Source organism: Streptomyces sp. Y7, from assembly GCF_043195415.1.
Taxonomy (GTDB): Bacteria; Actinomycetota; Actinomycetes; order Streptomycetales; family Streptomycetaceae; genus Streptomyces.
In genome coordinates, this window is sequence record NZ_JBIDDQ010000008.1 from 274,455 (window position 1) to 299,238 (window position 24,784).

27 protein-coding genes are annotated in these 24,784 nt (G+C 69.7%); 9 read left to right on the forward strand and 18 right to left on the reverse strand.

Annotation, left to right across the window (positions count from 1 at the left end):
* Window positions 1-23 precede the first annotated feature (23 nt).
* The 5 genes from ACGFW6_RS22600 to ACGFW6_RS22620 all read right to left on the reverse strand — a co-directional run bounded on the left by ACGFW6_RS22600 (window position 24) and on the right by ACGFW6_RS22620 (window position 3,527).
* The gene (locus ACGFW6_RS22600) at window positions 24-332 is read right to left on the reverse strand and encodes a DUF4229 domain-containing protein (RefSeq protein ID WP_393512563.1); all 309 of its coding nucleotides are present in this window, start codon (window positions 330-332) and stop codon (window positions 24-26) included.
* A 75-nt stretch (window positions 333-407) separates the two neighbouring features.
* Window positions 408-944 (reverse strand): GNAT family N-acetyltransferase, encoded by a 537-nt coding sequence (locus tag ACGFW6_RS22605; protein WP_393512565.1) that lies wholly within the window; start codon window positions 942-944, stop codon window positions 408-410.
* 166 nt (window positions 945-1,110) lie between these two features.
* Window positions 1,111-2,274 carry an aminofutalosine synthase MqnE gene (gene mqnE, locus ACGFW6_RS22610; RefSeq protein ID WP_393512568.1) on the reverse strand — a complete coding sequence of 388 codons (1,164 nt, stop codon included), beginning with the start codon at window positions 2,272-2,274 and terminating at the stop codon, window positions 1,111-1,113.
* 47 nt (window positions 2,275-2,321) lie between these two features.
* The gene (locus tag ACGFW6_RS22615; RefSeq protein WP_030944826.1) at window positions 2,322-2,777 is read right to left on the reverse strand and encodes an Lrp/AsnC family transcriptional regulator; all 456 of its coding nucleotides are present in this window, start codon (window positions 2,775-2,777) and stop codon (window positions 2,322-2,324) included.
* A 117-nt stretch (window positions 2,778-2,894) separates the two neighbouring features.
* Window positions 2,895-3,527: a UbiX family flavin prenyltransferase gene (locus tag ACGFW6_RS22620; RefSeq protein ID WP_393512571.1), complete on the reverse strand. Its 633-nt coding sequence runs from the start codon at window positions 3,525-3,527 to the stop codon at window positions 2,895-2,897.
* A gap of 152 nt (window positions 3,528-3,679) precedes the next feature.
* On the opposite strand from ACGFW6_RS22620, the gene ACGFW6_RS22625 reads away from it, so the two are divergent.
* Window positions 3,680-4,291, forward strand: a complete 612-nt coding sequence (locus ACGFW6_RS22625) for a rhomboid family intramembrane serine protease (protein WP_393512574.1) — start codon at window positions 3,680-3,682, stop codon at window positions 4,289-4,291.
* 60 nt (window positions 4,292-4,351) lie between these two features.
* Here the strand turns inward: ACGFW6_RS22625 and mqnP are convergent, their stop codons facing one another.
* Complete coding sequence (mqnP, locus tag ACGFW6_RS22630; RefSeq protein ID WP_393512577.1) at window positions 4,352-5,254, reverse strand: menaquinone biosynthesis prenyltransferase MqnP; 903 nt, start codon at window positions 5,252-5,254, stop codon at window positions 4,352-4,354.
* Window positions 5,251-6,708 (reverse strand): menaquinone biosynthesis decarboxylase, encoded by a 1,458-nt coding sequence (locus ACGFW6_RS22635; RefSeq protein WP_393512580.1) that lies wholly within the window; start codon window positions 6,706-6,708, stop codon window positions 5,251-5,253. The genes mqnP and ACGFW6_RS22635 overlap by 4 nt, the downstream gene beginning before the upstream one ends.
* Before the next feature lie 86 nt (window positions 6,709-6,794).
* Here ACGFW6_RS22635 and ACGFW6_RS22640 point away from each other — a divergent pair, with 86 nt between their 5' ends.
* Window positions 6,795-7,127: a PLD nuclease N-terminal domain-containing protein gene (locus ACGFW6_RS22640; protein WP_393512583.1), complete on the forward strand. Its 333-nt coding sequence runs from the start codon at window positions 6,795-6,797 to the stop codon at window positions 7,125-7,127.
* Window positions 7,128-7,154: 27 nt separating this feature from the next.
* On the opposite strand, the gene ACGFW6_RS22645 is transcribed toward ACGFW6_RS22640, so the two are convergent.
* Window positions 7,155-7,667, reverse strand: a complete 513-nt coding sequence (locus ACGFW6_RS22645; RefSeq protein ID WP_393512586.1) for a hypothetical protein — start codon at window positions 7,665-7,667, stop codon at window positions 7,155-7,157.
* Window positions 7,668-7,956: 289 nt separating this feature from the next.
* Here ACGFW6_RS22645 and ACGFW6_RS22650 point away from each other — a divergent pair, with 289 nt between their 5' ends.
* The 3 genes from ACGFW6_RS22650 to ACGFW6_RS22660 all read left to right on the forward strand — a co-directional run bounded on the left by ACGFW6_RS22650 (window position 7,957) and on the right by ACGFW6_RS22660 (window position 10,882).
* Window positions 7,957-8,406: a nucleoside deaminase gene (locus ACGFW6_RS22650; protein ID WP_393512589.1), complete on the forward strand. Its 450-nt coding sequence runs from the start codon at window positions 7,957-7,959 to the stop codon at window positions 8,404-8,406.
* The gene (locus ACGFW6_RS22655; RefSeq protein ID WP_393512592.1) at window positions 8,399-9,403 is read left to right on the forward strand and encodes an isopenicillin N synthase family dioxygenase; all 1,005 of its coding nucleotides are present in this window, start codon (window positions 8,399-8,401) and stop codon (window positions 9,401-9,403) included. Before ACGFW6_RS22650 ends, ACGFW6_RS22655 begins: the two co-directional genes overlap by 8 nt.
* Window positions 9,404-9,490: 87 nt before the next feature.
* On the forward strand, window positions 9,491-10,882 hold the full coding sequence (locus tag ACGFW6_RS22660; protein ID WP_393512595.1) for a condensation domain-containing protein: 1,392 nt from the start codon (window positions 9,491-9,493) through the stop codon (window positions 10,880-10,882).
* A gap of 93 nt (window positions 10,883-10,975) precedes the next feature.
* On the opposite strand, the gene ACGFW6_RS22665 is transcribed toward ACGFW6_RS22660, so the two are convergent.
* On the reverse strand, window positions 10,976-11,380 hold the full coding sequence (locus ACGFW6_RS22665) for an SRPBCC domain-containing protein (RefSeq protein WP_393512597.1): 405 nt from the start codon (window positions 11,378-11,380) through the stop codon (window positions 10,976-10,978).
* A 400-nt stretch (window positions 11,381-11,780) separates the two neighbouring features.
* On the opposite strand from ACGFW6_RS22665, the gene ACGFW6_RS22670 reads away from it, so the two are divergent.
* Window positions 11,781-12,215 carry a hypothetical protein gene (locus ACGFW6_RS22670; RefSeq protein ID WP_393512600.1) on the forward strand — a complete coding sequence of 145 codons (435 nt, stop codon included), beginning with the start codon at window positions 11,781-11,783 and terminating at the stop codon, window positions 12,213-12,215.
* 333 nt (window positions 12,216-12,548) lie between these two features.
* Here ACGFW6_RS22670 and ccsB read toward each other — a convergent pair whose 3' ends face one another.
* From ccsB to hemL, 7 genes are all read right to left on the reverse strand, one after another.
* Window positions 12,549-13,649 (reverse strand): c-type cytochrome biogenesis protein CcsB, encoded by a 1,101-nt coding sequence (gene ccsB / locus ACGFW6_RS22675; RefSeq protein WP_393512603.1) that lies wholly within the window; start codon window positions 13,647-13,649, stop codon window positions 12,549-12,551.
* The gene (locus ACGFW6_RS22680) at window positions 13,646-15,373 is read right to left on the reverse strand and encodes a cytochrome c biogenesis protein ResB (protein ID WP_393512606.1); all 1,728 of its coding nucleotides are present in this window, start codon (window positions 15,371-15,373) and stop codon (window positions 13,646-13,648) included. Before ACGFW6_RS22680 ends, ccsB begins: the two co-directional genes overlap by 4 nt.
* A 3-nt stretch (window positions 15,374-15,376) precedes the next feature.
* Window positions 15,377-16,150, reverse strand: a complete 774-nt coding sequence (locus ACGFW6_RS22685) for a cytochrome c biogenesis CcdA family protein (protein ID WP_393512609.1) — start codon at window positions 16,148-16,150, stop codon at window positions 15,377-15,379.
* A gap of 1 nt (window position 16,151) precedes the next feature.
* Window positions 16,152-16,751 carry a TlpA family protein disulfide reductase gene (locus ACGFW6_RS22690; RefSeq protein WP_393512611.1) on the reverse strand — a complete coding sequence of 200 codons (600 nt, stop codon included), beginning with the start codon at window positions 16,749-16,751 and terminating at the stop codon, window positions 16,152-16,154.
* Between the two features lie 66 nt (window positions 16,752-16,817).
* Window positions 16,818-18,119, reverse strand: coding sequence for a hypothetical protein (locus ACGFW6_RS22695; protein ID WP_393512806.1), 1,302 nt, complete (start codon window positions 18,117-18,119; stop codon window positions 16,818-16,820).
* Window positions 18,120-18,230: 111 nt separating this feature from the next.
* On the reverse strand, window positions 18,231-18,941 hold the full coding sequence (locus ACGFW6_RS22700; protein ID WP_393512614.1) for a histidine phosphatase family protein: 711 nt from the start codon (window positions 18,939-18,941) through the stop codon (window positions 18,231-18,233).
* Window positions 18,938-20,272, reverse strand: coding sequence for a glutamate-1-semialdehyde 2,1-aminomutase (gene hemL, locus ACGFW6_RS22705; RefSeq protein ID WP_393512617.1), 1,335 nt, complete (start codon window positions 20,270-20,272; stop codon window positions 18,938-18,940). The genes ACGFW6_RS22700 and hemL overlap by 4 nt, the downstream gene beginning before the upstream one ends.
* Before the next feature lie 368 nt (window positions 20,273-20,640).
* On the opposite strand from hemL, the gene ACGFW6_RS22710 reads away from it, so the two are divergent.
* From ACGFW6_RS22710 to gap, 3 genes are all read left to right on the forward strand, one after another.
* Complete coding sequence (locus ACGFW6_RS22710) at window positions 20,641-21,315, forward strand: hypothetical protein (protein WP_393512620.1); 675 nt, start codon at window positions 20,641-20,643, stop codon at window positions 21,313-21,315.
* Window positions 21,316-21,494: 179 nt separating this feature from the next.
* Window positions 21,495-22,451, forward strand: coding sequence for a GlxA family transcriptional regulator (locus ACGFW6_RS22715; RefSeq protein WP_393512623.1), 957 nt, complete (start codon window positions 21,495-21,497; stop codon window positions 22,449-22,451).
* A 197-nt stretch (window positions 22,452-22,648) separates the two neighbouring features.
* The gene (gap, locus tag ACGFW6_RS22720; RefSeq protein WP_393512626.1) at window positions 22,649-23,647 is read left to right on the forward strand and encodes a type I glyceraldehyde-3-phosphate dehydrogenase; all 999 of its coding nucleotides are present in this window, start codon (window positions 22,649-22,651) and stop codon (window positions 23,645-23,647) included.
* Between the two features lie 41 nt (window positions 23,648-23,688).
* On the opposite strand, the gene ACGFW6_RS22725 is transcribed toward gap, so the two are convergent.
* Together ACGFW6_RS22725 and ACGFW6_RS22730 are read right to left on the reverse strand one after the other, a co-directional pair.
* Window positions 23,689-24,195 (reverse strand): MarR family winged helix-turn-helix transcriptional regulator, encoded by a 507-nt coding sequence (locus ACGFW6_RS22725; RefSeq protein WP_393512628.1) that lies wholly within the window; start codon window positions 24,193-24,195, stop codon window positions 23,689-23,691.
* 7 nt (window positions 24,196-24,202) lie between these two features.
* Window positions 24,203-24,763, reverse strand: a complete 561-nt coding sequence (locus tag ACGFW6_RS22730) for an NAD(P)-dependent oxidoreductase (protein WP_393512631.1) — start codon at window positions 24,761-24,763, stop codon at window positions 24,203-24,205.
* Window positions 24,764-24,784 lie beyond the last annotated feature (21 nt).

The window sequence follows — 24,784 nt, forward strand, 5'->3', positions numbered from 1 at the left end:
TCCGGAAGAGCGGGGCGGCGGCCCTACGAGGCCCGGGAAGCCTGCCCCGGCGTGCGGGAGGCGTCGTCCTCGATGTCCTCCTGGCTGCGGTTCGCCTCCAGGTTGGCCTTCATCCGGTCGACGCGCTGCACGATCCCGGCGGAGGCGCGGTCACGCTCCTTGCGCAGCACCACGAAGCTGATGGGGGCCGACAGCACCAGGGCGAGCAGGACGACCCACATGCCGTTGGAGTCGCCGAGGCCGCGGGGGGCGAGGCCGGAGTAGACGAGGCCCCAGACGACCACGAGGCAGCCCACGAAGATCCCGAGGCGCATCAGTGTGTAGCGGAGCATCTCAATCCACTCTTCCGATTCCAAAAAGGGCCACTGCCCAGTGAAGCACGGCGGACCGCCGATCTTGCAGGGGGGTCAGCCGACCGCCTGTTCGAGCGGCAGCAGCATGATCACGTCGTCCCGGTCGTCGCCCGGCGCGACGCGGATGGCGTCCGGGATCCGGCCGACCTCCTTGTAGCCGCAGGAGCCGTAGAAGCGCTCCAGACCGAGGCCGCCCCGGCAGGTGAGCCGGATCGCGTCGACGCCGTCGAAGGTGCGGGCCGAGCGCTCGGCGGCGGCCAGCAGGTCACGGCCGTAGCCCTTGCCCTGGTGGTCGGGGTGGACCATCACCGTGTACAGCCACACCCAGTGGGTCATCAGCCGGTGCGTGTTGAAGGTGAAGAACGCGGTCGCGGCCACCTCGCCCGCCGCGTCGTGCCCGACCAGCAGCCGGCAGCGCCCTTCGGCCATCGCCACGAAGTGCCGCACCAGCTCCGGCCGGACCTCCTCCCGCCCCACCGGCGGCACGAATCCGACGGCTCCGCCCTTGTTGGAGACATCGGTCCACAGATCGAGAATGCCGTCACGCAGGGCGGGGGTGACGGCGGGGTCCAGGGTGAAAGTAAGGGACACGGCATCATCGTAGCCATTACGTCAGGGCGTGTGCGGCCACCTTCGGATCCGCGACCGGGCCGTCGTACGCGGCCTTGCGGAGGCCCCGGTGGCAGCCATGCCGCACCGAGCGCCCGCCCTCGGGCGCGGGGAACTGCGCGCGCAGCCCCCGCGCACCCGGCCGGGCTCAGAGGCGCATCGGCTGCGGGGACTCGCGGCGTGCCGGGTCCGCGCCGTCGTACTCGCGGATGATCTCGTAGCGCGTGTTGCGCTCGACCGGGCGGAAGCCCGCGTCCCGGATGAGGTCCAGCAGGTCGTCGCGGGTCAGCTTGTTCGGGGTGCCGAAGTTGTCCGCGTCATGAGTGATCTTGTACTCGACGACCGAGCCGTCCATGTCGTCGGCGCCGTGCTGCAGGGCCAGTTGGGCCGTCTGGACGCCGTGCATGACCCAGAAGACCTTGACGTGCGGGACGTTGTCGAAGAGCAGCCGGGAGACCGCGAAGGTCTTCAGGGCCTCGGCGCCGGTGGCCATCTGGGTGCGGGCCTGGAGCCGGTTGCGGACCTTGCCGTCCTTCATGTCGACGAAGTCGTGCTGGTAGCGCAGCGGGATGAAGACCTGGAAGCCGTTCGTCTCGTCCTGGAGCTCACGCAGGCGCAGGACGTGGTCGACGCGGTGGCGCGGCTCCTCGATGTGGCCGTAGAGCATGGTGGAGGGCGTCTTCAGGCCCTTCTCGTGCGCCAGGCGGTGGATGCGGGACCAGTCCTCCCAGTGCGTGCGGTGGTCCACGATGTGCTGACGGACCTCCCAGTCGAAGATCTCCGCGCCGCCGCCGGTCAGGGACTCCAGGCCGGCGTCGATGAGCTCGTCGAGGATCTCGGAGGCCGACAGCCCCGAGATGGTCTCGAAGTGGTGGATCTCCGTGGCCGTGAACGCCTTCAGGGAGACGTTCGGCAGGGCCGCCTTCAGCTCCCGCAGCGAGCGCGGGTAGTAGCGCCACGGCAGGTTCGGGTGCAGGCCGTTGACGATGTGGAGTTCCGTGAGGTTCTCCGCCTCCATCGACTTGGCCAGCTTCACGGCCTCCTCGATGCGCATCGTGTACGCGTCCTTCTCGCCCGGCTTGCGCTGGAAGGAGCAGTAGGCGCAGGAGGCCGTGCAGACGTTGGTCATGTTGAGGTGACGGTTGACATTGAAGTGGACCACGTCGCCGTTCTTGCGCGTGCGCACCTCGTGGGCCAGTCCGCCGAGCCACGCCAGGTCGTCCGACTCGTACAGCGCGACGCCGTCCTCACGGGACAGCCGCTCACCGGAACGGACCTTCTCCTCCAGCTCGCGCTTGAGCCCGACATCCATGCGTGCACCTCTCTCGATCAGACTCCGTCAACCGTACGCCCAGCCCCCTAGACCTCTTCCGGCAGCTCACCCACCCGGTTCTCCCACTTCGTGGAGAGCACGATCGTGGTACGGGTCCGGGAGACGCCCGTGGTGCCGCTGAGCCGCCGGATGATCTTCTCCAGACCGTCCACGTCGGCCGCGCGCACCTTGAGCATGTAGGAGTCGTCGCCCGCGATGAACCAGCAGTCCTCGATCTCGCCGAGGTCCCGCAGACGGTTCGCCACGTCCTCGTGGTCGGTGGCGTCGGACAGCGAGATGCCGATCAGCGCGGTGACGCCGAGACCGAGCGAGGCCGCGTCGACGGTGGCGCGGTAGCCGGTGATGACGCCGGCCGCCTCCAGCCGGTTGATGCGGTCGGTGACGCTGGGGCCCGACAGGCCGACGAGACGCCCCAGCTCCGCGTACGAGGCCCGGCCGTTCTCCCTCAGGGCCTGGATGAGCTGCCTGTCCACCGCGTCCATGCGATTGAAAGCCTTCCGCTGAAGAGGTCTGACGTACGTGCTGAGCGACGTACTTGCCGAACTGAGCCTTGAAGTGATGAGTCCTGCTGGTACCGCTTGATGCTGTGGCGTGCCGGGTCAGGTGTGACGGTCGCCGCCGCCCAGTTCGCCCTTCCAGCGGCGGTAGAGACGGTGCTCCACGCCCGCCGCGTCGAGGACGCGTCCGGCGACGAAGTCCACCAGGTCCTGGATGTGCGTGGCCCCCGCGTAGAAGGCGGGCGAGGCGGGCACGACGGTCGCCCCCGCGTCGTCCAGTGTCACGAGGTGACGCAGCGTCTGCCCGTTGAGGGGCGTCTCCCGTACGGCGACGACGAGCCCGCGCCCTTCCTTCAGGGTCACGCTCGCCGCCCGCTGCAACAGGTCCTTGGACAGCCCGAGCGCGACTCCGGCGACGCAGGCGGTGGAGGCGGGCACGATCAGCATGCCCTTGGTGGCGTACGACCCCGAGGACGGCCCGGCGGCGAGGTCCCCGGCGTTCCAGTACCGGACGTCATCGATGTCCGCCTCGAAGGTCCCGGGCTTGCCGTCGGCGCCCCGCGCCAGCCACTCCCGCAGGTCGTCCTGCCAGTGGGCGTCACGGAAGGAGATCCCCGTCTCGTCGAGCAGGGTGAGCCGCGAGGCCCGGCTGACGACCAGATCGACGCTCTCGCCGGCACCGAGGAGCGCGCGCAGCACGGCGGCGGCGTATGGGGTGCCGGAAGCGCCGGACACCCCTACGATCCAAGGCGTACGCGCCGTCTCTCCTGGCTTGACTGGGTTCACGACACCGAGCCTATCCGGCGTGGCGGGGTGGGAACCGACCAAGGGGTGCCAGGCGTTCCCGTTTGGGGACGAGTTGGGCAGTGGGGGTTGCCGTGCCGGGTATGTGGGATGCGCAGCGCGCGGGGTCACCGGGTGACCGGGCGCTGACGGCCGCCAAGCTGATGGCGGGCTGGGTGGCGCTGCTGTGGCTGCTGGAAGTGGCCGATGTGATCAGCGGGCACGCGCTGGACGGCTTCGGCATCGTCCCGCGCACGACTTCCGAGCTGGTGGACGTCGTCCCGGCCGCCTTCATCCATTTCGGCTTCGCCCATGTCGCCGCGAACAGCGTGCCGCTGCTGGTCCTGGGGTTCCTCGCGGCGCTCAGCGGCATACGCCGGTTCGCCGCGGTCTGTGCGCTGATCGTCGTCGCGGACGGGCTCGGCGTGTGGCTGATATCGCCGTCCGGCACCAACACCGCGGGCGCGTCCGGCCTGATCTTCGGCCTCTTCGGCTTCCTGCTGGTCACCGGATTCGTCGAACGGCGCCCGCTCGGCGTGCTGGCCGGCCTGCTGGTCGCCGCGGTCTGGGGCGGCTCGATCCTGGCGGGCCTCGCCCCCACCCAGTCCGGCGTGAGCTGGCAGGGGCATCTGATGGGGCTGGTGGCGGGGGTGGCGGCGGCGTTCGTGTTCCGCCGCCGCAGGTCCGCATCCTCCGGTCAGGAGCTCATCGCCTAGCGCCCCGCCGAAACGGGGCGCACGGTGCCTGCCGAGGGCGCCGACGGCCCCTTCGTTCCGTCAGACGGTGAGTCCGCGCACCAGCAGATCCAGCAGCGCGCACACGAACAGGGCGATCCCGATGAACCCGTTGACGCTGAAGAACGCCCGGTTCAGGCGGGACAGGTCATGGGGGCGGACGATCGAGTGCTCGTACACGAACGCGCCCGCCACGATCAGCAGACCGAGCCAGAAGAAGGCGCCCGCGTCCGTGGCGAGCGCGTACCAGGCGAACAGGGCCGTGGTGACCGCGTGACAGACCCGCGCGCCCCAGATCGCCGCGGGGATGCCGAAGCGGGCCGGGACCGACATGACGCCGATCTCGCGGTCGGTCTCGACGTCCTGGCAGGCGTAGATCAAATCGAAGCCGCCGATCCAGATGCCGACGGCGAGGCCGAGGATCACCGCGTCCCAGGACCAGGTGCCGGTGACGGCCAGCCAGCCGCCGACCGGGCCCATCGCCTGGGCCAGGCCGAGGATGGCCTGCGGGAAGTTCGTGAACCGCTTGCCGTAGGGGTAGACCACCATCGGGATCACCGCGATGGGGGCGAGGGCCAGGCACAGGGGGTTCAGCAGGGCGGCCGAGCCCTGGAAGATCACCAGGGCGATCAGCGCGCCGGTCCAGGCGTGCCGTACCGACATCGCGCCCGTCACCAGCTCGCGGTGCGCGGTGCGCGGATTACGGGCGTCGATCTCGCGGTCGATGATCCGGTTCACGGCCATCGCGAAGGTCCGCAGACCCACCATGCAGACCGTCACCAGCAGCAGCCGGCCCCAGTGGATGTTCTTGTCCCACTGGAACATGGCGGTGAGCGCGGCGATGTACGCGAACGGCAGCGCGAACACCGAGTGCTCGATCATGACGAGGCGGAGGAACGCCTTCGTGCGTCCTGGCTGCGGAATCGCCGCGGAGGCGCTGCTCACAGGCCGTACTCCTTCCAGCGGCGGTCGACCTTCGCCGCCGTCTCGGGATCGGACTCGACCATGTCGGGCCAGCCGCCGTCGCGGGTGTAGCCCTCCTCGGGCCACTTCTTCGTCGCGTCGATGCCCGCCTTGCCGCCCCAGAACTGCTGGTAGGAGGCGTGGTCGAGATGGTCGACGGGGCCTTCCACGACCGTCAGGTCGCGGGCGTAGTCGGTGTTGCCCAGCGCCCGCCAGGAGACCTCGTGCAGATCGTGCACGTCGCAGTCGGAGTCGACGACCACGATCAGCTTGGTCAGGGACATCATGTGCGCGCCCCAGATCGCGTGCATCGTCTTCTGGGCGTGCTTGGGGTACTTCTTGTCGATCGAGACGATCGCGCAGTTGTGGAAACCGCCGGACTCCGGCAGGTGGTAGTCCACGATGTCCGGGACGATGATCTTCAGCAGGGGGAGGAAGAAGCGTTCCGTCGCACGACCGAGGGGGCCGTCCTCCGTCGGAGGCCGGCCTACGACGATCGACTGCAGCAGGGGTCGGCGGCGCATCGTCACGCAGTCGATCCTCAGTGCCGGGAACGGCTCCTGCGGGGTGTAAAAACCGGTGTGGTCGCCGAAGGGCCCCTCCGGCAGCATCTCCCCGGGCTCCAGCCACCCCTCCAGGACGACCTCGGCCTGCGCGGGGACCTGGAGCGGGACGGTCTTGCAGTCGACCATCTCGATCCGCTTGCCCGCGACGAAGCCGGCGAAGAGGTACTCGTCGATGTCGCCGGGCAGGGGCGCGGTGGAGGCGTACGTCACCGCGGGCGGGCAGCCGAAGGCGATCGCGACGGGCAGCCGCTCTCCCCTGCGCGCCGCCACCTGGTAGTGGTTGCGGCTGTCCTTGTGGATCTGCCAGTGCATGCCGATGGTGCGCTTGTCGTGGCGCTGGAGGCGGTACAGACCGAGGTTGCGCACCCCGGACTCCGGGTCCTTGGTGTGGGTGAGCCCCAGGTTGAAGAAGGAGCCGCCGTCCTTGGGCCAGGTGAACAGGGCGGGCAGCCGGTCGAGGTCGACCTCGTCGCCCTGCAGCACGACCTCCTGGACCGGCGCGCTGTCGGACTTCACCTTCTTCGGCGGCACGTGCGTCATCGCGCCGAGCTTGCCGAAGGCCTCGCGGACGCCGACGAACCCGTGCGGCAGCTCGGGCTTCAGCAGCCCGCCGATCTTGTCGGAGATGTCGCCGTACGACTTCAGGCCCAGGGCCTTCAGCAGCCGCCGGTCGGTACCGAAGACGTTCATCGCGAGGGGCATCGAGGAGCCCTTCACGTTCTCGAAGAGCAGGGCGGGACCGCCGGCCTTCTGTACCCGGTCGACGATCTCCCCGACCTCCAGATACGGATCGACCTCAGCCTTGACACGCTTGAGGTCGCCCTCGCGCTCCAGCGCCCTGAGCAGGGAACGAAGATCGTCGTAAGCCATGGGGTCAAGTATCCCCGAGCGGCTACCCTGGCCCTTACCCCGGGGGCCGTGCCCCCGGTTCGCCGACCGTTTCGTTGAGAGGGCCCATGCTCCGGGTGCTGATGTTCCTCGTGCCACTGGCGCTGAGCGTGTACGCGTTCATCGACTGCATCAGCACGAAGGAGGACGACATCCGCCACATGCCCAAGCCGCTGTGGGCGATCCTCGTGCTGGTGTTCCCGCTGGTCGGCTCGATCTCCTGGCTGATCGCGGGCAAGAAGCGCAGCCCGGCCGCGGACGGCTGGTCCGGCGTACGGGACCGCGGCGGCCGCCGGCAGTGGGTCGCGCCCGACGACAACCCCGAGTTCCTGAAGTCCCTGGGCGACGACGACAAGTCGCGGGACGAGGACGACGACAAGAACAAGCGCGACGAGCCCTGACCGGGTCCGCCCGCACGGCTGACGCCGCTATTTGACGTAGGTCTCCCTCAGCTGCCGCAGCCGCGCGGCCTCGCGCCGGCCGAGGTCGAGGGCCATCGTGCCGCGTCCGTAGAGAGAGAAGGCGTCCTCGCGTACCCGGGGGTCCAGGCCGCGTGCCCGGCACAGCGCGTTGTAGTGGACGTCCAGGGAGAGCCGGGTGCCCGACATCCAGTCGCGGGCCGGGGTCGTCAGCGCCTCACGCAGCACGTCCTTGAAATGGTCGCGCGTCAGCCGGTCCGCCGCGTCGGGGCGGGGCGCGCCGGGACGGTACGGGTGGTGGTCCCCGAGGTCGTCCGCCCACGCCTCCAGCGTCCGTAGGGCGTCCTCGGCCGCATCGAGGTCGCCTCCGTCGTACGCGAGCGTGCACACCCCCGTCGCCAACTCCCGCGCCTGCCGGGATCGTTCCTCGTCACGTCCGCCGCAGGCAGCCACGAACGCCGCCGGCCCGACCCCCCGTTGCCGCAACGCGGCGATCCGCCACGCCCGCCCGAACGACACCATCAACCCTCCCCGCCCCCCGAGTTCCTGGTGATCACCGGGCCCGGCCACATAACACCCGCCGACCGTCGCGCAGGGGACCGGGGCCACGGGGACGGGCGGGACCACGGCGGGGACCGGGGCCGCGGAGACCGCAGCAAGAAGACCGGGGTCAGCGCGACCGTCGCTCCGGGCCCCGAGACCACGGCGAGATCCGGGACCAGGGCAACGACCGGCTCGTGCTCCGTCGCTGTGCCGGCTCGCCCCCCTTTCCGCCGTTGCCCGTGCCGGTCCGTCACTGGAGAGTGGGGGCATGGATCAGTCGGAGACACGGGAGTGGCTCGGCACCGCGCTCGCGGAGGCGCGCGCCGGGCTCGATGAGGGCGGCATCCCCATCGGGGCCGCGCTGTACGGGGCCGACGGGGCGCTGCTGGGGCAGGGCCGTAATCGCAGAGTGCAGGACGGCGACCCCTCCATGCACGCGGAGACGGCGGCGTTCCGGGCGGCGGGGCGGCAGCGGTCGTACCGGGGCACGACCATGGTGACGACCCTCTCCCCCTGCTGGTACTGCTCGGGCCTGGTGCGGCAGTTCGGCATCTCCCGGGTGGTGATCGGCGAGGCGGTCACGTTCCGCGGCGGGCAGGACTGGCTGGCCGGTCAGGGTGTGGAGATCGTGCTGCTCGACGACCCCGAGTGCATCGCAATGATGCATGCCTTCATCGAGCACCAACCCGACCTGTGGAACGAGGACATCGGTGAGTGACCCACGCCGTACCCCCGGCACCCCCAGCACCCCACGCATCCCCACCATCGACCTGCGGCCCTGGCTGACCGGCGACGCCGAAGCCCGCGGGTCCATCGCCCGCACCGTCGACGAGGCCCTGCGGACCGCGGGGTTCCTCCTGGTCACCGGGCACGGCGTGGATCCGTCCCTGCGCGAGCGCATCCGCGCCGCCGCGCGCGCCTTCTTCAAGCTCCCCGCCGAGGCCAAGCAGGCGTACGAGGTGAAGGTCGGCGGACGCGGCTGGCTCGGGCCGGGCGCGGAGGCCAACGGCTACTCGGAGGGCACCGAGACGCCCCCGGACCTGAAGGAGTCGCTGAGCTTCGCGACGCACGAGCCCTTCGAGGACCCGGTGGTCAACGCCGAGTGGTACGCGCCGAACGTCTGGCCGGCCGAAGTACCCGCGCTGCGGCCGCTGGTGGAGGAGTACCTCGCGCGGATGGGCGACCTGGAGAACCGGCTCCTCGCCCTGCTCGGCGAGGCCCTCGGCCTCGAACCCGACTTCTTCACCCGGCACATGGACCACCCGACCTACGGCTTCAACATCAACTGGTACCCGGGCAGGGAGGTCCTCGGTGAGCCGGAGCCGGGTCAGTTCCGCATCGGACCGCACACCGACTTCGGCACGGTGACGATCCTCGACCGGCAGGCGGGCAAGGGCGGTCTGCAGGTCTTCACGGACGACGGCGGCTGGGAGGACGCGCCCTACGACCCGGCGGCGTTCACCATCAACATCGGTGACCTGATGGCCCGTTGGACCGGTGACCGGTGGCGGTCGGGACGGCACCGGGTACTGCCGCCGCCCGCGGACGCGCCCGCCGAGGAGCTGATGTCGCTCGTGTACTTCGGGGAGTGCACGCCCGGCACGATCGTGGAGTCCGTGCCCGCCCCGGTGGGCCGGGTGGCCCACCCGCCGGTCGACTCGCACGTGTATCTGCGGCGGCAGCTGGACTCGATCACCGTCGACCGGCCCGACTGATCGCCGGGCCGTTTCTGAGGAAGGGTTGCCTCGTTGGGCGGGATACCACCCTTTCGGGTGTGTCCCCCGCCGCGAATGGAGCCGCCCGTGCGAATGACTGACATCCAGCGCTGCGAGGTCCGGCCCGGACAACTCGTCGAATGGACGTTCAGTCCGGCGAGCGTCGCCGCGGCGGCAGACCTGCCGGAGGACTCGCGGCCTCCGGCGTACATCCAGGAATCGCACATCAGGACCGCCCGGTCCGTGCGGGACGGCGGCCTGTTCGTACCGACCTGGCTCGGTACCGCCTTCGACCTCCCGGGCCGGGCCGACCTCGACGCGCTCGAGGAGGCGCTGCGCAGCTGGACGATCCGGCACGAGACGCTGCGCAGCGGCTTCCGCTGGTCCGGCGAGTCCGGCGACGAGATGCGCCGGTTCACGCTCGACGCCGACGCCGTGTCCCTGCACCGCACGGTGGTCGGCGACTTCACCGACCCGGACGAGCTGGTCCGCCACCTCCAGGACCGCTTCGACGCCACGGCGGACGCGCTGCGCTGGCCCAACCTCATCTACACGGCCGTCGTCCGGGACGACTCCACCAGCGTGTACATGGCCTTCGACCACAGCAACGTCGACGCCCACTCCATCCACCGCGTCCCCGCCGAGATCCACGAGCTGTACACGGCGCGGCTCGCGGACGGGCCCCCGGAGGCGGTACCGGCCAGCAGCTACGTCGACTTCTGCGAGATCGAGCGCACGGACGCCGACCGGATCGACGACAGCCACGAGATCGTGGCACGCTGGCGGGAGTTCATCCGCCGCTGCGACGGCCGGCTGCCGAACTTCCCCGTCGACCTCGGCCTCGACCCCGAGGCGGGCCTGCCCACGCAGAGGCTGCTGCGCGAGGAGCTCACCGACCCGGACACCGCCGCCGCGTTCGAGGCGTACTGCCGTCCCTACGGCGGCAGTTCGGTCGGCATCCTGGCCGCCACCGCCCTCATCGTCCACGACCTCGGCGGACAGTCCGTCTACCGCACCGTCGTGCCGTTCCACACCCGGGTGAAGTCCCGCTGGACCGACTCCGTGGGCTGGTACGTCGGCGGCGCGCCCATCGAGATCCCCATGGAGCAGGCGTACGACCTGCCCAGCGCCCTGCGGACGGTGCGCGACGCGCTGCACGCCGCCCGGCATCTGGCCCGTATGCCGCTCGCCCGGGTGCTGCGTCTGCTCGGCGCGGACTTCCGACCCACCTCGCCCGACCTGTACTCGATCGTCTCCTACGTCGACAGCCGAGGCGTCGCCGGATCCGGGCAGTGGACCGAGCAGAAGGCGTACGGGCTGATCAGGGTGTCGTACGGCGACCAGGTGTGCGCCTGGGTGACCCGGCTGCACGAGGGCCTGTGGTTCGCCGGCCGCTACCCGGACACCGATGTCGCGCAGAAGAACATGCGGCTGTACGTGGAGCGGCTGCGGGACATCATCACCTCGACCGCCCCGTAGACCGCCGGGCCGGTCAGGCCCGTCACGCCGTTCAGGCCGTCAGGCTCGTCCCGCCCGTCCCGCCCGTCCCGCCCGTCACGCCCGTCACGCCGTTCAGGAGCCGTCCTCCTCCAGCACGACGATCAGCCTCTCGAAGCGGGCCCGCCAGCGCTGCTCCGTCTCCGCCTCGCCCTGGAACTCGTGGGTGAAGCGCAGCGCGGCACCCGTCTCGCCGTCCCGTTCCAAGTGGAACCGGATCCGGCCGCCCTCCACGGTGTACTCGACGACCCGGTCCACGTCCCAGGCGGTGATCTGCCCGCTGCCGAAGTCACGCAGGTCGACCTCGCCGCCGAGGCGCGGTTCCAGGGTGTCGACCGGAGAGGCCCAGGCCGTGAGGCCCTCCGGGGTGGCGAGGCACGGCCAGACCGCGTCCATGGGCCGGGGAAGCCGCACCAGGAAATGCAGGATGTGGGTGTTCCCGTGGGTCTGGCTGATGCCCTGCTCTATCGAACCGGTCATGACACCAGCCTGACCCCGCCGGACCCGAAGCGCACCCCTTACGGCCTCTGACCTGCGCGATCGACCACGGCCGGTCGAGGATCGCCGTGTTGTCGAAGACCCATGAGTGGTCGAGGCCTCGTAGCCCTACTCGTCCGGTATTGACTTCCGGCGCCGTTGGCCACTGACCGCGTGCGCTCTCCTTGATCAAGCCCGTGCGGGTGCTGTCGACTGACGGGCAGTGCCGTATCCGCCACCCGCGCTCTCGGCCGCCGATCCGATGCCTTCGACCATCAATTCGAACCATTTCGGGCAAACCAATTTTAACCCGACCTTTCATGTCGCAATATCCGCTAGCACTGGAGCATGAGTTCGATTATGATCTTGGGCGACCACTAGATTTATATCGAAACGGCTGGGAATGAAAATCTCTCTGGGCAGGAAGTCCGCACATATCCTGGGAACCGCTGTAGCCACGGCTGGGCTGGTTCTTTCCATAGGCGCTGGAACCGCCGCCGCCGGACCTTCCGGGGTCAGGTTCGATGTCGGCCCCAAGCTGAGCGACGGCTCACGCGAGATCGACATCTACCTCAACAACAAGTACGCCGGATACGGCAAGTGGACGGCGAACGGCGACACCCTCACGGCTCACGACTCCGCCGCCGACGGGTACGGCATCGGCGCGTACCTGGGCACGAATCCCGTTCGTGAGGCCGGAACGTTCGGGAAGAGCGCGCCGTTCACCAAGAACGTCGGCGGAGACCTCGGCGAGGACAAGAATTACAACTTCTGGGTCTGCATCGGCAGCAACAGCGCCGGCTTGACTTGCTCCGACGTCTACTCTGTGACGTCGTAGCGACACTCCACAACAGGGCTGGAGTACCCGCTTTCTCGCGGGTACTCCAGCATTTCCGTTTCAGGATATCGACCAGAGAATCAAATCGAGCCCGCCAGCGCCATCCCCATTCCTCCTCCCTCGGAATTCATGGGTGAGCTGCACGACGCGGCCCGGACCACACCGCACGCCTTGACCCACTGTTTCCCGACACCGCCCGGGCGGATCAGGGCGCCTGGCCGCGCGCGTTCTCGCGGTTCAAACTGATGTCCTGTTGCATGGCACCAGCCTGACTTCGTCGGCAGAGGATTCTCGCCGCTCACAGACGCTGACCCGCTTCTACGCCTGAGGCCGCTACACGCCCGCGTAGGAGTGCTTGCCGGAGACGAAGATGTTGACGCCGTAGTAGTTGAAGAGCCAGCAGCCGAAGGCGATGAGGGCCAGGTAGGCGGCCTTGCGGCCCTTCCAGCCGGCCGTGGCGCGGGCGTGCAGGTAGCAGGCGTAGGCGACCCAGGTGATGAAGGACCAGGTCTCCTTGGGGTCCCAGCCCCAGTAGCGGCCCCAGGCGTCGCCCGCCCAGATGGCGCCCGCGATGATCGTGAACGTCCACAGCGGGAAGACGGCCGCGTTGACGCGGTAGGAGAACTTGTCGAGGGACGCCGAGGCGGGCAGCCGGTCGAGGACGGAGTTCGCGAAGCGGCCGGGGGTGCCGCCGTTCGCGAGCTTGTTCTCGTAGCTGTCCTTGAAGAGGTAGAGCAGCGTGGACATCGCACCGACGTAGAAGACCGCGCCGCAGAAGATCGCCGTGGAGACGTGGATGTACAGCCAGTACGAGTGAAGGGCGGGAACCAACTGGTCACTGGCGGTGTACAAGACAGTGACGGCGAGGCCGAGATCGAGGAGGACCGTGGTGATCAGGAACAGCCCGAGCCAGCGCACGTTCTTCTTCAGGGCGAGCAGCGCGAGGTACACACCGACGGCGACCGTGGAGAAGGTGATGTTGAACTCGTACATGTTGCCCCACGGCGCCCGCTGCACCGACAGGGCCCGCGTGAGCACACCGCCGAACTCGACCAGGAAGGCGAGGACGGTGAGGGAGATGGCGATACGCCCGTAGAGGTCGCCCTGCTCGTCCCCGCCGTGCGCGCCGGGACCGTCCGGCACGTCCCGCTGCCCGGCCGCGGCCCGCACGACGACCTTTGGCCGCTCCAGAACGGCGGTGGAGCCGCCCTTCTTCACGGTGACGGCGGGTGCCTGGGCCTTGGCGGTCTTGGCGGGGGTGAGCGCGGCGGCCGTGCGGCCGACCTTGCTGCGGCTGCCGAGGAGCCATTCGGCGATGTACGCGAAGAAGGCCAGGGTGTAGACGGCCATCGACGAGTAGATCAGCGTGTTGCTGATGCTGGCGAGGTTCTCGTTGGTGGCGGCGGCCAGATCGGTTGCGGCGGCGAGAGTCACTTCTCAGCCCCTTCGGCAGGTACGACTTGGGGGTCGGGGGAAGCTTCGGATTCTGCGGGGTCGTCTTCGGCATCGGGGGCGCCCGGCGCCTGCTCGTAGAGGATTCCGGCGAGGTCGCCGAGTTCCTCGGGCACCTTGGCGGACTCGCTGCGGCCGAGGCCGGCCATCTCGACGACCGTGACGCCGTCGCTGCCGGTGGCGGCCCGCACCCACACGCGGCGGCGCTGGATGAACAGGGAGGCGGCGAGGCCGAAGATCGCGGCGAGGGATCCGGCGAGCGCCCAGCCGCTGCCGGGCTGCTGCGTCATCTGGAAGTTCGCCCACTCCTTGGTGCCCTCATAGGTGACCGAGCCGGCGCCGCCGGGGAGCTTCATGGTCTCGCCGGGCTTCAGGTTCTCCCGGAGCTGCTTGCCCTTGGAGTCCTTGAACTCCTTCATGTGCGACTTGTCGAGCTGGTACACGCTCTGCGGGATGCCCGAGTCGACTCCGAGATCGCCGTAGTACGGCGCCAGGTTCAGCACGGGGTTCAGCAGGGCCGGAAACGTCGAGGCCGTCTCACTGCCCTTGGTGTAGGTCGGCAGGAGGAAGGCCGAGATGCCGAGCTGTTCCCTGGCGCCCTTGGCGTTCTTGTAGCCGTCCAGGACCTTGACGACACCGGTGGACGTGACATTGCCGTCCAGAGGCAGCAGCGGGACGGCGTCGCGGAACACGACCTTGCCTCTGCCGTCCCGGACCGTGATGACGGGGGCGTAGCCGTGGGCCGTGAGGTAGACCTTCGAGTCGCCGATCTCCAGCGGTTTGTTGACCTTGACGATCGTCTTCTCGTCCTTGCCGTAGGCGCCCTCGGAGTAGGTGAGGGCGGCCTGGTAGGTACGGGGAGTGCCCTTGTTGGGGCCGGAGACCTCGTAGGTGCCGGTGAAGTCGTTCAGGTCGAAGCTGTACGGCGTCAGGTCGTCCGTGGTGAAGAGGCTGCCGGATTTGAAGTCGTCGTAGGAGATCAGGGTGTTGGAGAAGCCGTTGCCCTCGACGAGCAGCTTGTTGCCCTCGGACTTGAAGAGCTGACCCCAGGCGAACGCGACCAGCATCACGATCAGAGCGACATGGAAGGCGAGGTTGCCGACCTCGCGCAGATAGCCCTTCTCGGCGGCGACGGCGTCACCCGCGAGGTGGGCGCGGAAGCGGCGCTTCTTCAGCAGGGCGAGCGCGGCCTCACGGACCTGCTCGGGCTCGGCCTCGGTGCGCCAGGTGGTGTAGGCGGGCAGCCGGGTCAGCCGCTTGGGGGCGCCCGGCGGACGGCCGCGCAGCTGCCCGACGAACTGCCAGGTACGCGGGACGATGCAGCCGATGAGGGAGACGAACAGCAGGATGTAGATCGCGGAGAACCACACCGAGCTGTAGACGTGGAAGAGGCCGAGCTTGTCGTAGATCGGAGCGAGCGTCTCGTGCGCCTTGCGGAACTCGGCGACCTGCGTCTCGTCGATGCCGGTCTGCGGGATGAGCGAGCCGGGGATCGCGCCGAGTGAGAGCAGCAGAAGCAGAAGCAGGGCCACCCGCATCGAGGTGAGCTGCCGCCAGAACCAGCGGGCCCAGCCGATGACACCGAGCGAGGGCAGGTTGGGGGCGTCCTCGGCGGGGGCGGTGGAGAGCTGGGAGCCGGCGGCGCCCAGGTCGTGGTCCTGCCCCTCGGAGGCGACCGGGCCGGCCTTGTCGGTCGTGTTGCTCATCGATCAGATCCCTACAGTGAATCCTGCGGACCAGGACTGCATGTCCCGGACGAGGCTGTCCCAGATACCTGTCAACAGCAGCACACCGGTCACGATCATCATCGTTCCGCCGATCCGCATCACCCAGGCATAGTGCCGCTTGACCCAGCCGAACGCACCGAGCGCCTTACGGAAGGCGACCGCCGCGACCACGAACGGCACACCGAGGCCGAGGCAGTAGGCGACCGTCAGTATGGCGCCGCGGCCCGCGCTCGCCTCGTTGTAGGAGAGCGCGATCACGGAGGTCAGCGTCGGACCGATGCAGGGCGTCCAGCCGATGCCGAACAGCGCGCCGAGGAAGGGCGCGCCGACCAGCCCGGTCACAGGCCGCGTGTGGATGCGGAATTCACGCTGGGTCATCCAGGGCATCAGGCCCATGAAGAACACACCCATGACGATCATGAGTGTGCCCAGCACCTTGGACAGGACGTCCTTGTGCTCCTGCAGGCTGTCACCGAAGTAGCCGAACAGGGCCCCGCTGGAGACGAACACGGCGGTGAAGCCGAGCACGAACAAGGAGGCGCCGGCGACCATCCGTCCGCGCCGGGCCTCGGCCAAATCCGTGCCCGTGACCCCGGTCACGTAGGAGAGGTAGCCGGGGACCAGCGGCAGGACGCACGGAGAGAAGAAGGAGACGAGGCCGCCGAGCAGTGCGACGGGCAGAGCGACGAGCAGAGCGCCGCTCAGCACGGTCTGGTTCGGATCTGTGGCCGCGGCGAGCGTGGCAACTGTGCTCACGTCACTTCTCCGCGAGGACCGGGGTGATCATGGAACGCAGCTTCTCCTCGCTGAGCGCGGCCAGGGAACGGGCCGCGATCTTCCCGTCCCGGTCGAGGACCAGCGTGGAGGGGATCGCCTGGGGGTTGAGCGTGCCCTTCCCGAAGCGGAGCATCAGCTTGCTGCTCGGGTCGTACAGGCTCGGGTAGGTGACACCGAACTCTTTCTCGAAGGCGCGGGCGTTGTTGACCTGCGGGTCGGCGACATTGAGGCCGACGAACTGCACGCCCCGCGCCTCGAGGTCCTTGTACACCTTCTGGAAGTTGGACGCCTCAGCACGGCAGGGGGCGCACCAGGACCCCCACACGTTCAGGACCACGACCTTGCCCTTGAAGGACGAAACCGCGAGCTGCTTGTCGTCGATGGTCTTGCCCGACAGGTCCGGGGCCGGGTGGCGCTTGCCCTTCTCGACCGTGGAGATGCCGTCCTTGCCCATGATGAAGTTGGTGTCACCGCCCCCACCGGAAACGCCGCCCGAACTGCACGCGGACAGCGCCAGCGCGGCGGCTGCGGTGGCGGCGAGCAGGGCGGTACGGCTACGGGCGCGACGGGCGGCACTCATGTGAAAAGTTTCGCATGTCCGTTCCGGGGATCTTGCGCACCCCCCTCCCGGGCGTAAAACCGCATTTCAGGCGGCGTTTTGGGTGCCGCTGGAGGAGTTCGAGGAGGTGCCGGTGGAGCCGGTCTTCAGGAAGGAGCTCCAGCCGCCCACGGGCTCCTGCCCGACTTCCAGAGTGCGCAACTTGTCGAGAATGTCCGGCTTCTGGACATCCATCCAGTCCACGAACTGCCGGAAGGAGACGAGTCGGATGTCACCGCCCTTCTCCCGCTCCCGCGCGATGTGCTTGAGGGCCTCCTCGACGGCGTCCATGTAGATGCCGCCGTTCCACTGCTCGAAGTGGTTGCCTATGAAGAAGGGCGCGCGGTTTGTCTCGTATGCCCGCTTGAATCCCTGTATGTACGCCTGCGCCGACTGCTCGCGCCAGCCCGGGTAGTTGTGGCTGGGGGCGTTCGTCGAGTTGACCGACTGGTTGGCCAGCATGTTGTAGTCCATCGACAGGACCTCGAAGCTGTGGCCGGGGAAAGGTATCTGCTGCAACGGCAGGTCCCACAGCCCCTGCTTCTTGTCCGGCCACGTCTGACGGCCGCCGGGCGAGGAGGCGTCGTAGCGCCAGCCCAGCTCCTTGGCGGTGGGCAGCAGGTTGTCCTGGCCGAGGAGGCAGGGCGTGCGGCCGCCGACGAGCTCCTTGTCGTAGTCGAAGGGCAGCGAGGGCAGATCGGTCCACCCCGAGTTCGTCCGCCACTCCTTGACGAAGGACTTGGCCTGGTCGATCTCGCTGCGCCACTGCTTCGGGGTCCAGTTGCCGACGGTGCCGGTGCCGCCGCAGAAGTGGCCGTTGAAGTGGGTGCCTATCTCATGGCCTTCGAGCCAGGCGCGCCGGACGCCCTTCAGCGTCTGCTTGATGTGGTCGTCGGTGAGATAGCCGATGTCGGAGGCGCCGCGCGGGTTGTTCGGCGGGTCGTAGAGCCGCTTCTTGCTCTCGGGCAGCAGATACAGCCCCGAGAGGAAGAAGGTCATGTGCGCCTCGTGCTCCTTGGCGAGGTCGAGGAAGCGCGGGAAGAGACCGTTGCCGACCTCGCCGGCGCCGTCCCAGGAGAAGATGACGAACTGCGGCGGCTCCTGGCCCGGCTCCAGCGGCTCGGGCTTGGCGGGCTGGTTCGGCTGCTTGCCGGTGAAGGAGGTGGAGCCGTCGCCTATGGGGCGGGCGCGGTTGGTCTGGGTGCCCGGCTTGTTTGCCGAGCCGTCCCCGGAACCCGATGACCCGTTCGAACCGTCTGACGAGGTGAGCGTGCCGCACCCCGCGAGTGAGAGGCCGGCGGCCGCTCCGGCACCGAGTCCGATGGCTCCCCTTCGGCTGAAGTTGCGCATTGCTGCCCCGTCCGTCGTGCTTGCTCTGGTGGTCACCCAGTCAGAGGGCACGACGAACGAGGAGGTTCCTCCAGATCACGGAGGATTCGCAACAAATGTCACAAAGGCGTCTTAAGCGCCGAAAGCCTTGTCCTTCCCCTTCACCGGCTGGGCGCCGGCGCGGAGATGGGCGGGCACGAGATCGATGGCCGGCTCGGTGTAGCCGACGGAAACGATCCTGTCGCCCTGGTACGTGAAGGTCGTCAGGGACGCGAGGGTGCACTGCCGCTTGCGCGGGTCGTGCCACAGCCGGCGGCGCTCCACGTAGCTGCGCACGATCCAGATCGGCAGCTGATGGCTGACCAGCACGGCCTCGTGCCCGCGGGCAGCGTCCTTGGCTGCGTCCAGCGCACCCATCATCCGCACGACCTGGTCGACGTACGGCTCACCCCAGGACGGCCGGAACGGGTTGACGAGGTGCTTCCAGTTCGCCGGCTTCTTCAGCGCGCCGTCGCCGACGCCGAAGGTCTTGCCCTGGAAGACGTTGCCCGCCTCGATGAGCCGCTCGTCGGTCGCGAGGTCGAGTCCGTGCGCCTTGGCGATCGGCGTCGCGGTCTCCTGCGCCCGCTCCAGCGGGGACGCGCACACGTGGGTGACGTCACGGGGAGCGAGGTGCTCGGCGACCCGGTCGGCCATCTGCCGTCCGAGCTCGGAGAGGTGGTAGCCCGCGAGACGGCCGTAGAGGATCCCGTCCGGGTTGGCCACCTCGCCGTGCCGCATGAGGTGGACGACGGTGATGTCCTCGCCGGTCATGGTGCCGTCGTTCATGGAGTTGTCGCTCATTCCGCCGTGGCCTCCGCCGCCGCTCGGGCCGCCGCCGGGAGGGCGTCGGCGATGCGCTGGACCGCCCGCTCGTCGTGTGCCGTGGACACGAACCAGGACTCGAAGGACGAGGGCGGCAGGTACACGCCCTGCGCCAGCATCGAGTGGAAGAAGGCGGTGAAGCGGAAGGACTCCTGGCGCTTGGCGTCCTCGTAGGTGCGGACCTCACGGTCGGTGAAGAACACCGAGAACATGTTGGAGGCGTTCTGGAGCCGGTGGGCGACGCCTTCCTTGGTGAGGGCCTCGGTGACGAGGGTCTGCACGGTCCGCGACACCGCGTCGATCTTGTCGTAGGCGGCCTGGTCGAGGAGCCGCAGCTGGGCGAGGCCCGCGGCGGTGGCGACCGGGTTCCCGGACAGGGTGCCCGCCTGGTAGACGGGGCCGGCCGGGGCGAGGTGGGCCATCACATCCGCGCGCCCGCCGAAGGCCGCGGCCGGGAAGCCGCCGCCCATCACCTTGCCGAACGTCATGAGGTCGGGCCTGACCCCGTCGACGCCGTACCAGCCGGCGCGGCTGGTGCGGAAGCCGGTCATGACCTCGTCGGAGATGTACAGGGCGCCGTTCTTGTGGCAGGCGTCCCGCAGCCCCTCGTTGAAGCCGGGCAGCGGCGGGACGACGCCCATGTTGCCGGGCGAGGCCTCGGTGATGACGCAGGCGATCTCGCCGGGGTGGCGGTGGAAGGCCTCGTGCACGGACTCCAGGTCGTTGTACGGCAGCACGATGGTGTCGCCGGCCTGGGCGCCGGTGACGCCGGGCGTGTCGGGCAGCGCGAAGGTGGCCACACCCGAACCGGCGGCGGCCAGCAGCGAGTCGACGTGCCCGTGGTAGCAGCCGGCGAACTTGATCACCTTGGTGCGCCGGGTGAACCCGCGGGCGAGACGGATCGCGGACATCGTCGCCTCGGTGCCGCTGGAGACCAGCCGCACCTGCTCCAGCGGCTCGATCCGGTCGACCATCTCCTCGGCGAGCGCGACCTCGCCCTCACCGGGGGTGCCGAAGGAGGTGCCGCGGGACACCGCGTCCTGGACGGCGGCGATCACGTCCGGGTGGGAGTGCCCGAGGATCATGGGCCCCCAGGAGCAGACGAGGTCGACGTACTCACGCCCGTCGGCGTCGGTCAGGTACGGACCGGTGCCGGACACCATGAACCGGGGCGTACCGCCCACGGCGCGGAAGGCGCGCACCGGGGAGTTCACGCCGCCCGGCGTGACGGCGGCCGCACGGTCGAACAGAGCCTGCGAGGCAGGCGCATCGTATGGATAGGGCGTTCCTGAAGAGGGCGCTTCGCTCATGACCTGCGACTACTCCGACCTTCTCTGACCTACTCCGATGATCTCGGACTCCGGTTGCCAGTGACCTCATCAGAGTAGGCCAGGGGGCGGCGACGGCAGCGGGGCGCTACCGGCGCGGGCAGCGGTCGTCCCGTCCTCCCGCACCCCAGGCGCCCCTGCCTTCACCCGCCGTCACCGCTCCGGGAATCTGCGAGACTGGACGTGATACACACAGCTCATGCGGGGCGTGGTGATCGGGGACTGAGAAGATCCCGCGGACAGGTGTTTCAGCGCACGTTTCGGCGGGCGGCCGTGGGGGAGGTCACTGACACGATGATCGGGTTGCGCGGCGGGGCCTGCGCGTCCTAGAAAAGCAGTCGGGTGGAGATATGCATCGCGGTGGCGGACTGGGCGAGGGGACTGACGACCTGGGTCCTCGACGTGCCCGGCGGGGAAGGCACCGACGCGACGCGGAGGATTCGAACGAAGCACGCCAGGGACACGTTGTACCAGGTATGCCAGACGCGACGGGTGTACCGGGTGTACCGAGTGAGCACGAGCCGTTCGACCGGCGGATCGACGGCCAGGTCGACCGCCTCCGGGCGGAGAGCAGGAATGGTGGTCGGGTGGGGGTGACGTACAAGTACTTCGGCGCGCCGGACGGCGCCACCGCTGCCCGCGTCCCCATCTCCATGCGACCCGAGGAGCTGGGCGGCGACGAACTCGGCATGAACGGCATGTTCACCAAGATCAAGCCGGAGACCATGGCCGCGATGGTGCTGACGGGCATCGAGGGCGTGCCCCTGCACAAGGTGCCGCCGCTGGAGCTTGTCGTCCTGCACCCCGACTACGCGGTCGTCAAGCTGCCGATGACGGTGGTCGACCCGCTGCGGGGCATAGGAGAGGAAGCGGTCGGCGCGGCCGCGTTCATCTGGTCGACGGTCCCGGACCGGGGTGGTCCGCGGGACGCGTTCAACGTGTACCAACTCCTGCACGAGTGGCAGGACTTCAGCCATCGCCTCCACGAGGCGGGGCATCAGCCGTACTGCCTGGTCTGGCCCTGAGCCAGGGGTTCTCGGGCGGTCGGCACAGCGGGCGGGGTTCGCGGACCCCGCCTTCGTCGCGTTCCGGGAGGGACACGGGCGGCCGGGGCGGTCCTCCGCGCGGCGCACGCGGCAGGCGGTCCTCTGCGCGGCCCACGCGGCGGGCGGACCGGGGTCGCGGCCCCACGTAGCCTCTTCCCGTGCCAGCCTCCCGTCTGCATCGCGTCGCCGTTCTCGTTCTCGAGGGTGCGAAGCCGCTCGATGTCGGAATCCCCGCGCAGGTGTTCACGACCCGCGCGAGCATGCCGTACGAGGTGCGGGTGTGCGGGGCGGCACCCGGTCTCGTGACCGGCGGTGACGGGCTGTCGTACTACGTCGCCCACGGCCTGGACGCGCTGGCGTGGGCCGAGATCGTCTTCGTGCCCGGCTACCGGTTCCCGGACCGTGAGGACCCGCCCCGGGCGGTCGTCGACGCGCTGATCGCCGCCCACGCCCGGGGCGCCCGGCTCGCCGCCATCTCCACGGGCGCGTTCGCGCTCGCCGCCACGGGGCTGCTCGACGGCAGGCGCGCCACGACGCACTGGCACTACACGCGGGCGCTCATGGCCAGGCATCCGCTCGTGCAGGTCGACGAGAACGTGCTGTTCGTCGACGAGGGCCGTGTCCTCACCTCGGCCGGCGCCGCCTCCGGCATCGACCTGTGCCTGCACATCCTGCGCGGCGACCTGGGGGTGGCCGCCTCCAATCACGCGGCCCGCCGCCTGGTCGCGGCCCCCTACCGCAGCGGCGGCCAGGCCCAGTACGTGCCGCGCAGCGTCCCCGAACCGCGCGGCGAGCGCTTCGGCGCCACGCGCGAGTGGGCGCTGCACCGGCTCGGCGAGCCCCTCACCCTCGACGTACTGGCGCGGCAGGCCGGGGTCTCCCCGCGGACGTTCTCCCGGCGCTTCGTCGAGGAGACCGGCTACACGCCGATGCAGTGGGTGATGCGCGCCCGTATCGACCTGGCCCGCGAGCTGCTGGAGCGGTCGCAGCGGAGTGTCGAACAGATCGCGGCCGACGTCGGCCTGGGCACCGGCGCGAACCTGCGCCTGCACTTCCAGCACATCCTGGGCACCACACCGAGCGAGTACCGGCGGACCTTCACCCGGGGCGAATAGCAGCTGGGACGGGGTCCTTTGCGGCAGCCGTGGCGGGCTCCCTCTGCACCAGACCACGTGGGATCCCCCTCTGCACCAGACCACTGGGATCCCTTTGCGCGAGTAGTGGCGGGATCCTTTTGAACCATGGCGATCGCGCCACTGTCAGCGCCGGGGGCGGCGGGCGAGCCTGGTGGCGAGGAGAAGGGACATCACTCATGACTCGCATCGCCATCAACGGATTCGGCCGTATCGGACGCAATGTGCTGCGCGCGCTGCTGGAGCGCGACAGCTCCCTGGAGGTCGTGGCCGTCAACGACCTCACCGAGCCCGCCGCCCTCGCCCGGCTGCTCGCCTACGACAGCACGGCCGGGCGCCTCGGGCGTCCGGTGACGGTCGACGGGGACGCCCTCGTCGTCGACGGCCGCCGCATCACCGTCCTGGCCGAGCGCGAGCCGGCGCAGCTGCCGTGGGCCGAACTGGGTGTCGACATCGTTCTGGAGGCCACCGGCCGCTTCACCTCGGCCAAGGCCGCCCGCGCCCACCTCGACGCGGGTGCGAGGAAGGTGCTCGTGAGCGCGCCGTCGGACGGGGCCGACGTCACGCTCGCGTTCGGGGTCAACACCGACACCTACGACCCGTCCCTGCACACGATCGTCTCCAACGCGTCCTGCACCACCAACGCGCTCGCGCCGCTGGCCAAGGTGCTCGACGAACTCGCCGGTATCGAGCACGGGTTCATGACGACGGTGCACGCCTACACGCAGGAGCAGAACCTGCAGGACGGTCCGCACCGCGACCCCCGTCGTGCCCGGGCGGCCGGCGTCAACATCGTGCCGACGACGACCGGGGCCGCCAAGGCGATCGGCTTGGTGCTGCCGAACCTGGACGGGAAGCTGTCGGGCGACTCGATCCGGGTGCCGGTGCCGGTGGGCTCGATCGTCGAGCTCAACACGACCGTCGCCCGTGACGTGACCCGCGACGACGTGCTGGCGGCGTACCGCACCGCGGCTCAGGGGCCGCTCGCCGGTGTTCTGGAGTACTCGGAGGACCCGCTGGTGTCGTCCGACATCGTGGGCAACCCCGCCTCCTCGATCTTCGACTCGGCCCTCACCCGCGTCGACGGCCGCCACGTCAAGGTGGTCGCCTGGTACGACAACGAGTGGGGCTTCTCCAACCGCGTGATCGACACGCTGGAACTCCTCGCCAACGGCTGACGGACACCGCCTCGGACACCGCCCCGCCCGGCGCCTTCCTCCTACTGGTCGGCTTTCCGGTCGCCGGGGCGGTTCTCGTTCGCGCGGTGGACCGTCGTGATGGCCCGCATCGTGCCCAGGAAGCGGCGGACGGTGGCCAGTTCCTGGTCGTCGTAGGAGCGCGGGGCGCCGACCATGTCCTCGATGAGGGGACCGAAGAAGGTCCAGCCGAGGGTGACGGCCTTGTCGGTGACAGTCAGCAGGACGCGCCGGCGGTCGTGGGTGTCGCGTTCGCGGCGGACGGTTTCCAGCCGTTCCAGGCGGTCGACGAGGGCCGTGGTCGATGCCGAGTTCACGCCGAGCTGTGCCCCGAGCCACCCGGGAGTGGCGCGTACGTCCTCGCGGTGGGCGTCTAGCAGGTGGATCAGTGCGCGCACGTCCGTGGAGTGGAGGCCGTTGCGGCCGGCGAAGTCGCCGGTGAGAAGGTCCAGTTCCACGGTGACGGCTCGCAGCAGGTGCACCAGTGGGAGCCCCGGGTGCAGGTGACCCCGGGCTGCAACGACTGCCATACCGAGGTCACGCCGACGACCGGTGGACGACCGTGATGTGGCGGTCCGCGCCGGGGCTCTCGATCTCGTCGCCCACCGCCACGGCCAGGTCCTCCGCGCTGATCCACGGCCGGCCCGCCTCCGGGTCCGTGAGCAGGGTGTCGGTACCGCGCCGGTAGCGGCCGGTCCGTTCGCCGGGTTCGAGCTGGGCCGGCGGGCTCAGGTAGACCCAGTCGGCGTCGGCGTGGGCCTCGCACGCCCGCAACTGCGCCGTCCCGGCGAGCGCCACGGCCCGGTACTCGGCGGGCACGTACGCGCGGTCGCCGGCCACCAGCCGGCCGGGGGCGCCGGGGCTGCGCAGGGCACCGGCGCCGCCGACCACGAGCACCCGGGTGCCGAGCCGCGCGGCGGCGTCCAGCACGGTGCGGGTGGCGCCGACCAGGAACTCCCGGTCGGCCGGGAAGGACCGTACGGCGAGGACCACGGCGTCCGCGCGGCCGGTCGGGGCCCCGTCACCGAACCCGTCCGTCCCCGACTCGCTCGCCCCGAACCAACTCGCCCCGAACCGGCTCCCCCTGAACCGGCTCACCCCGGACCGGCTCACCCCGGA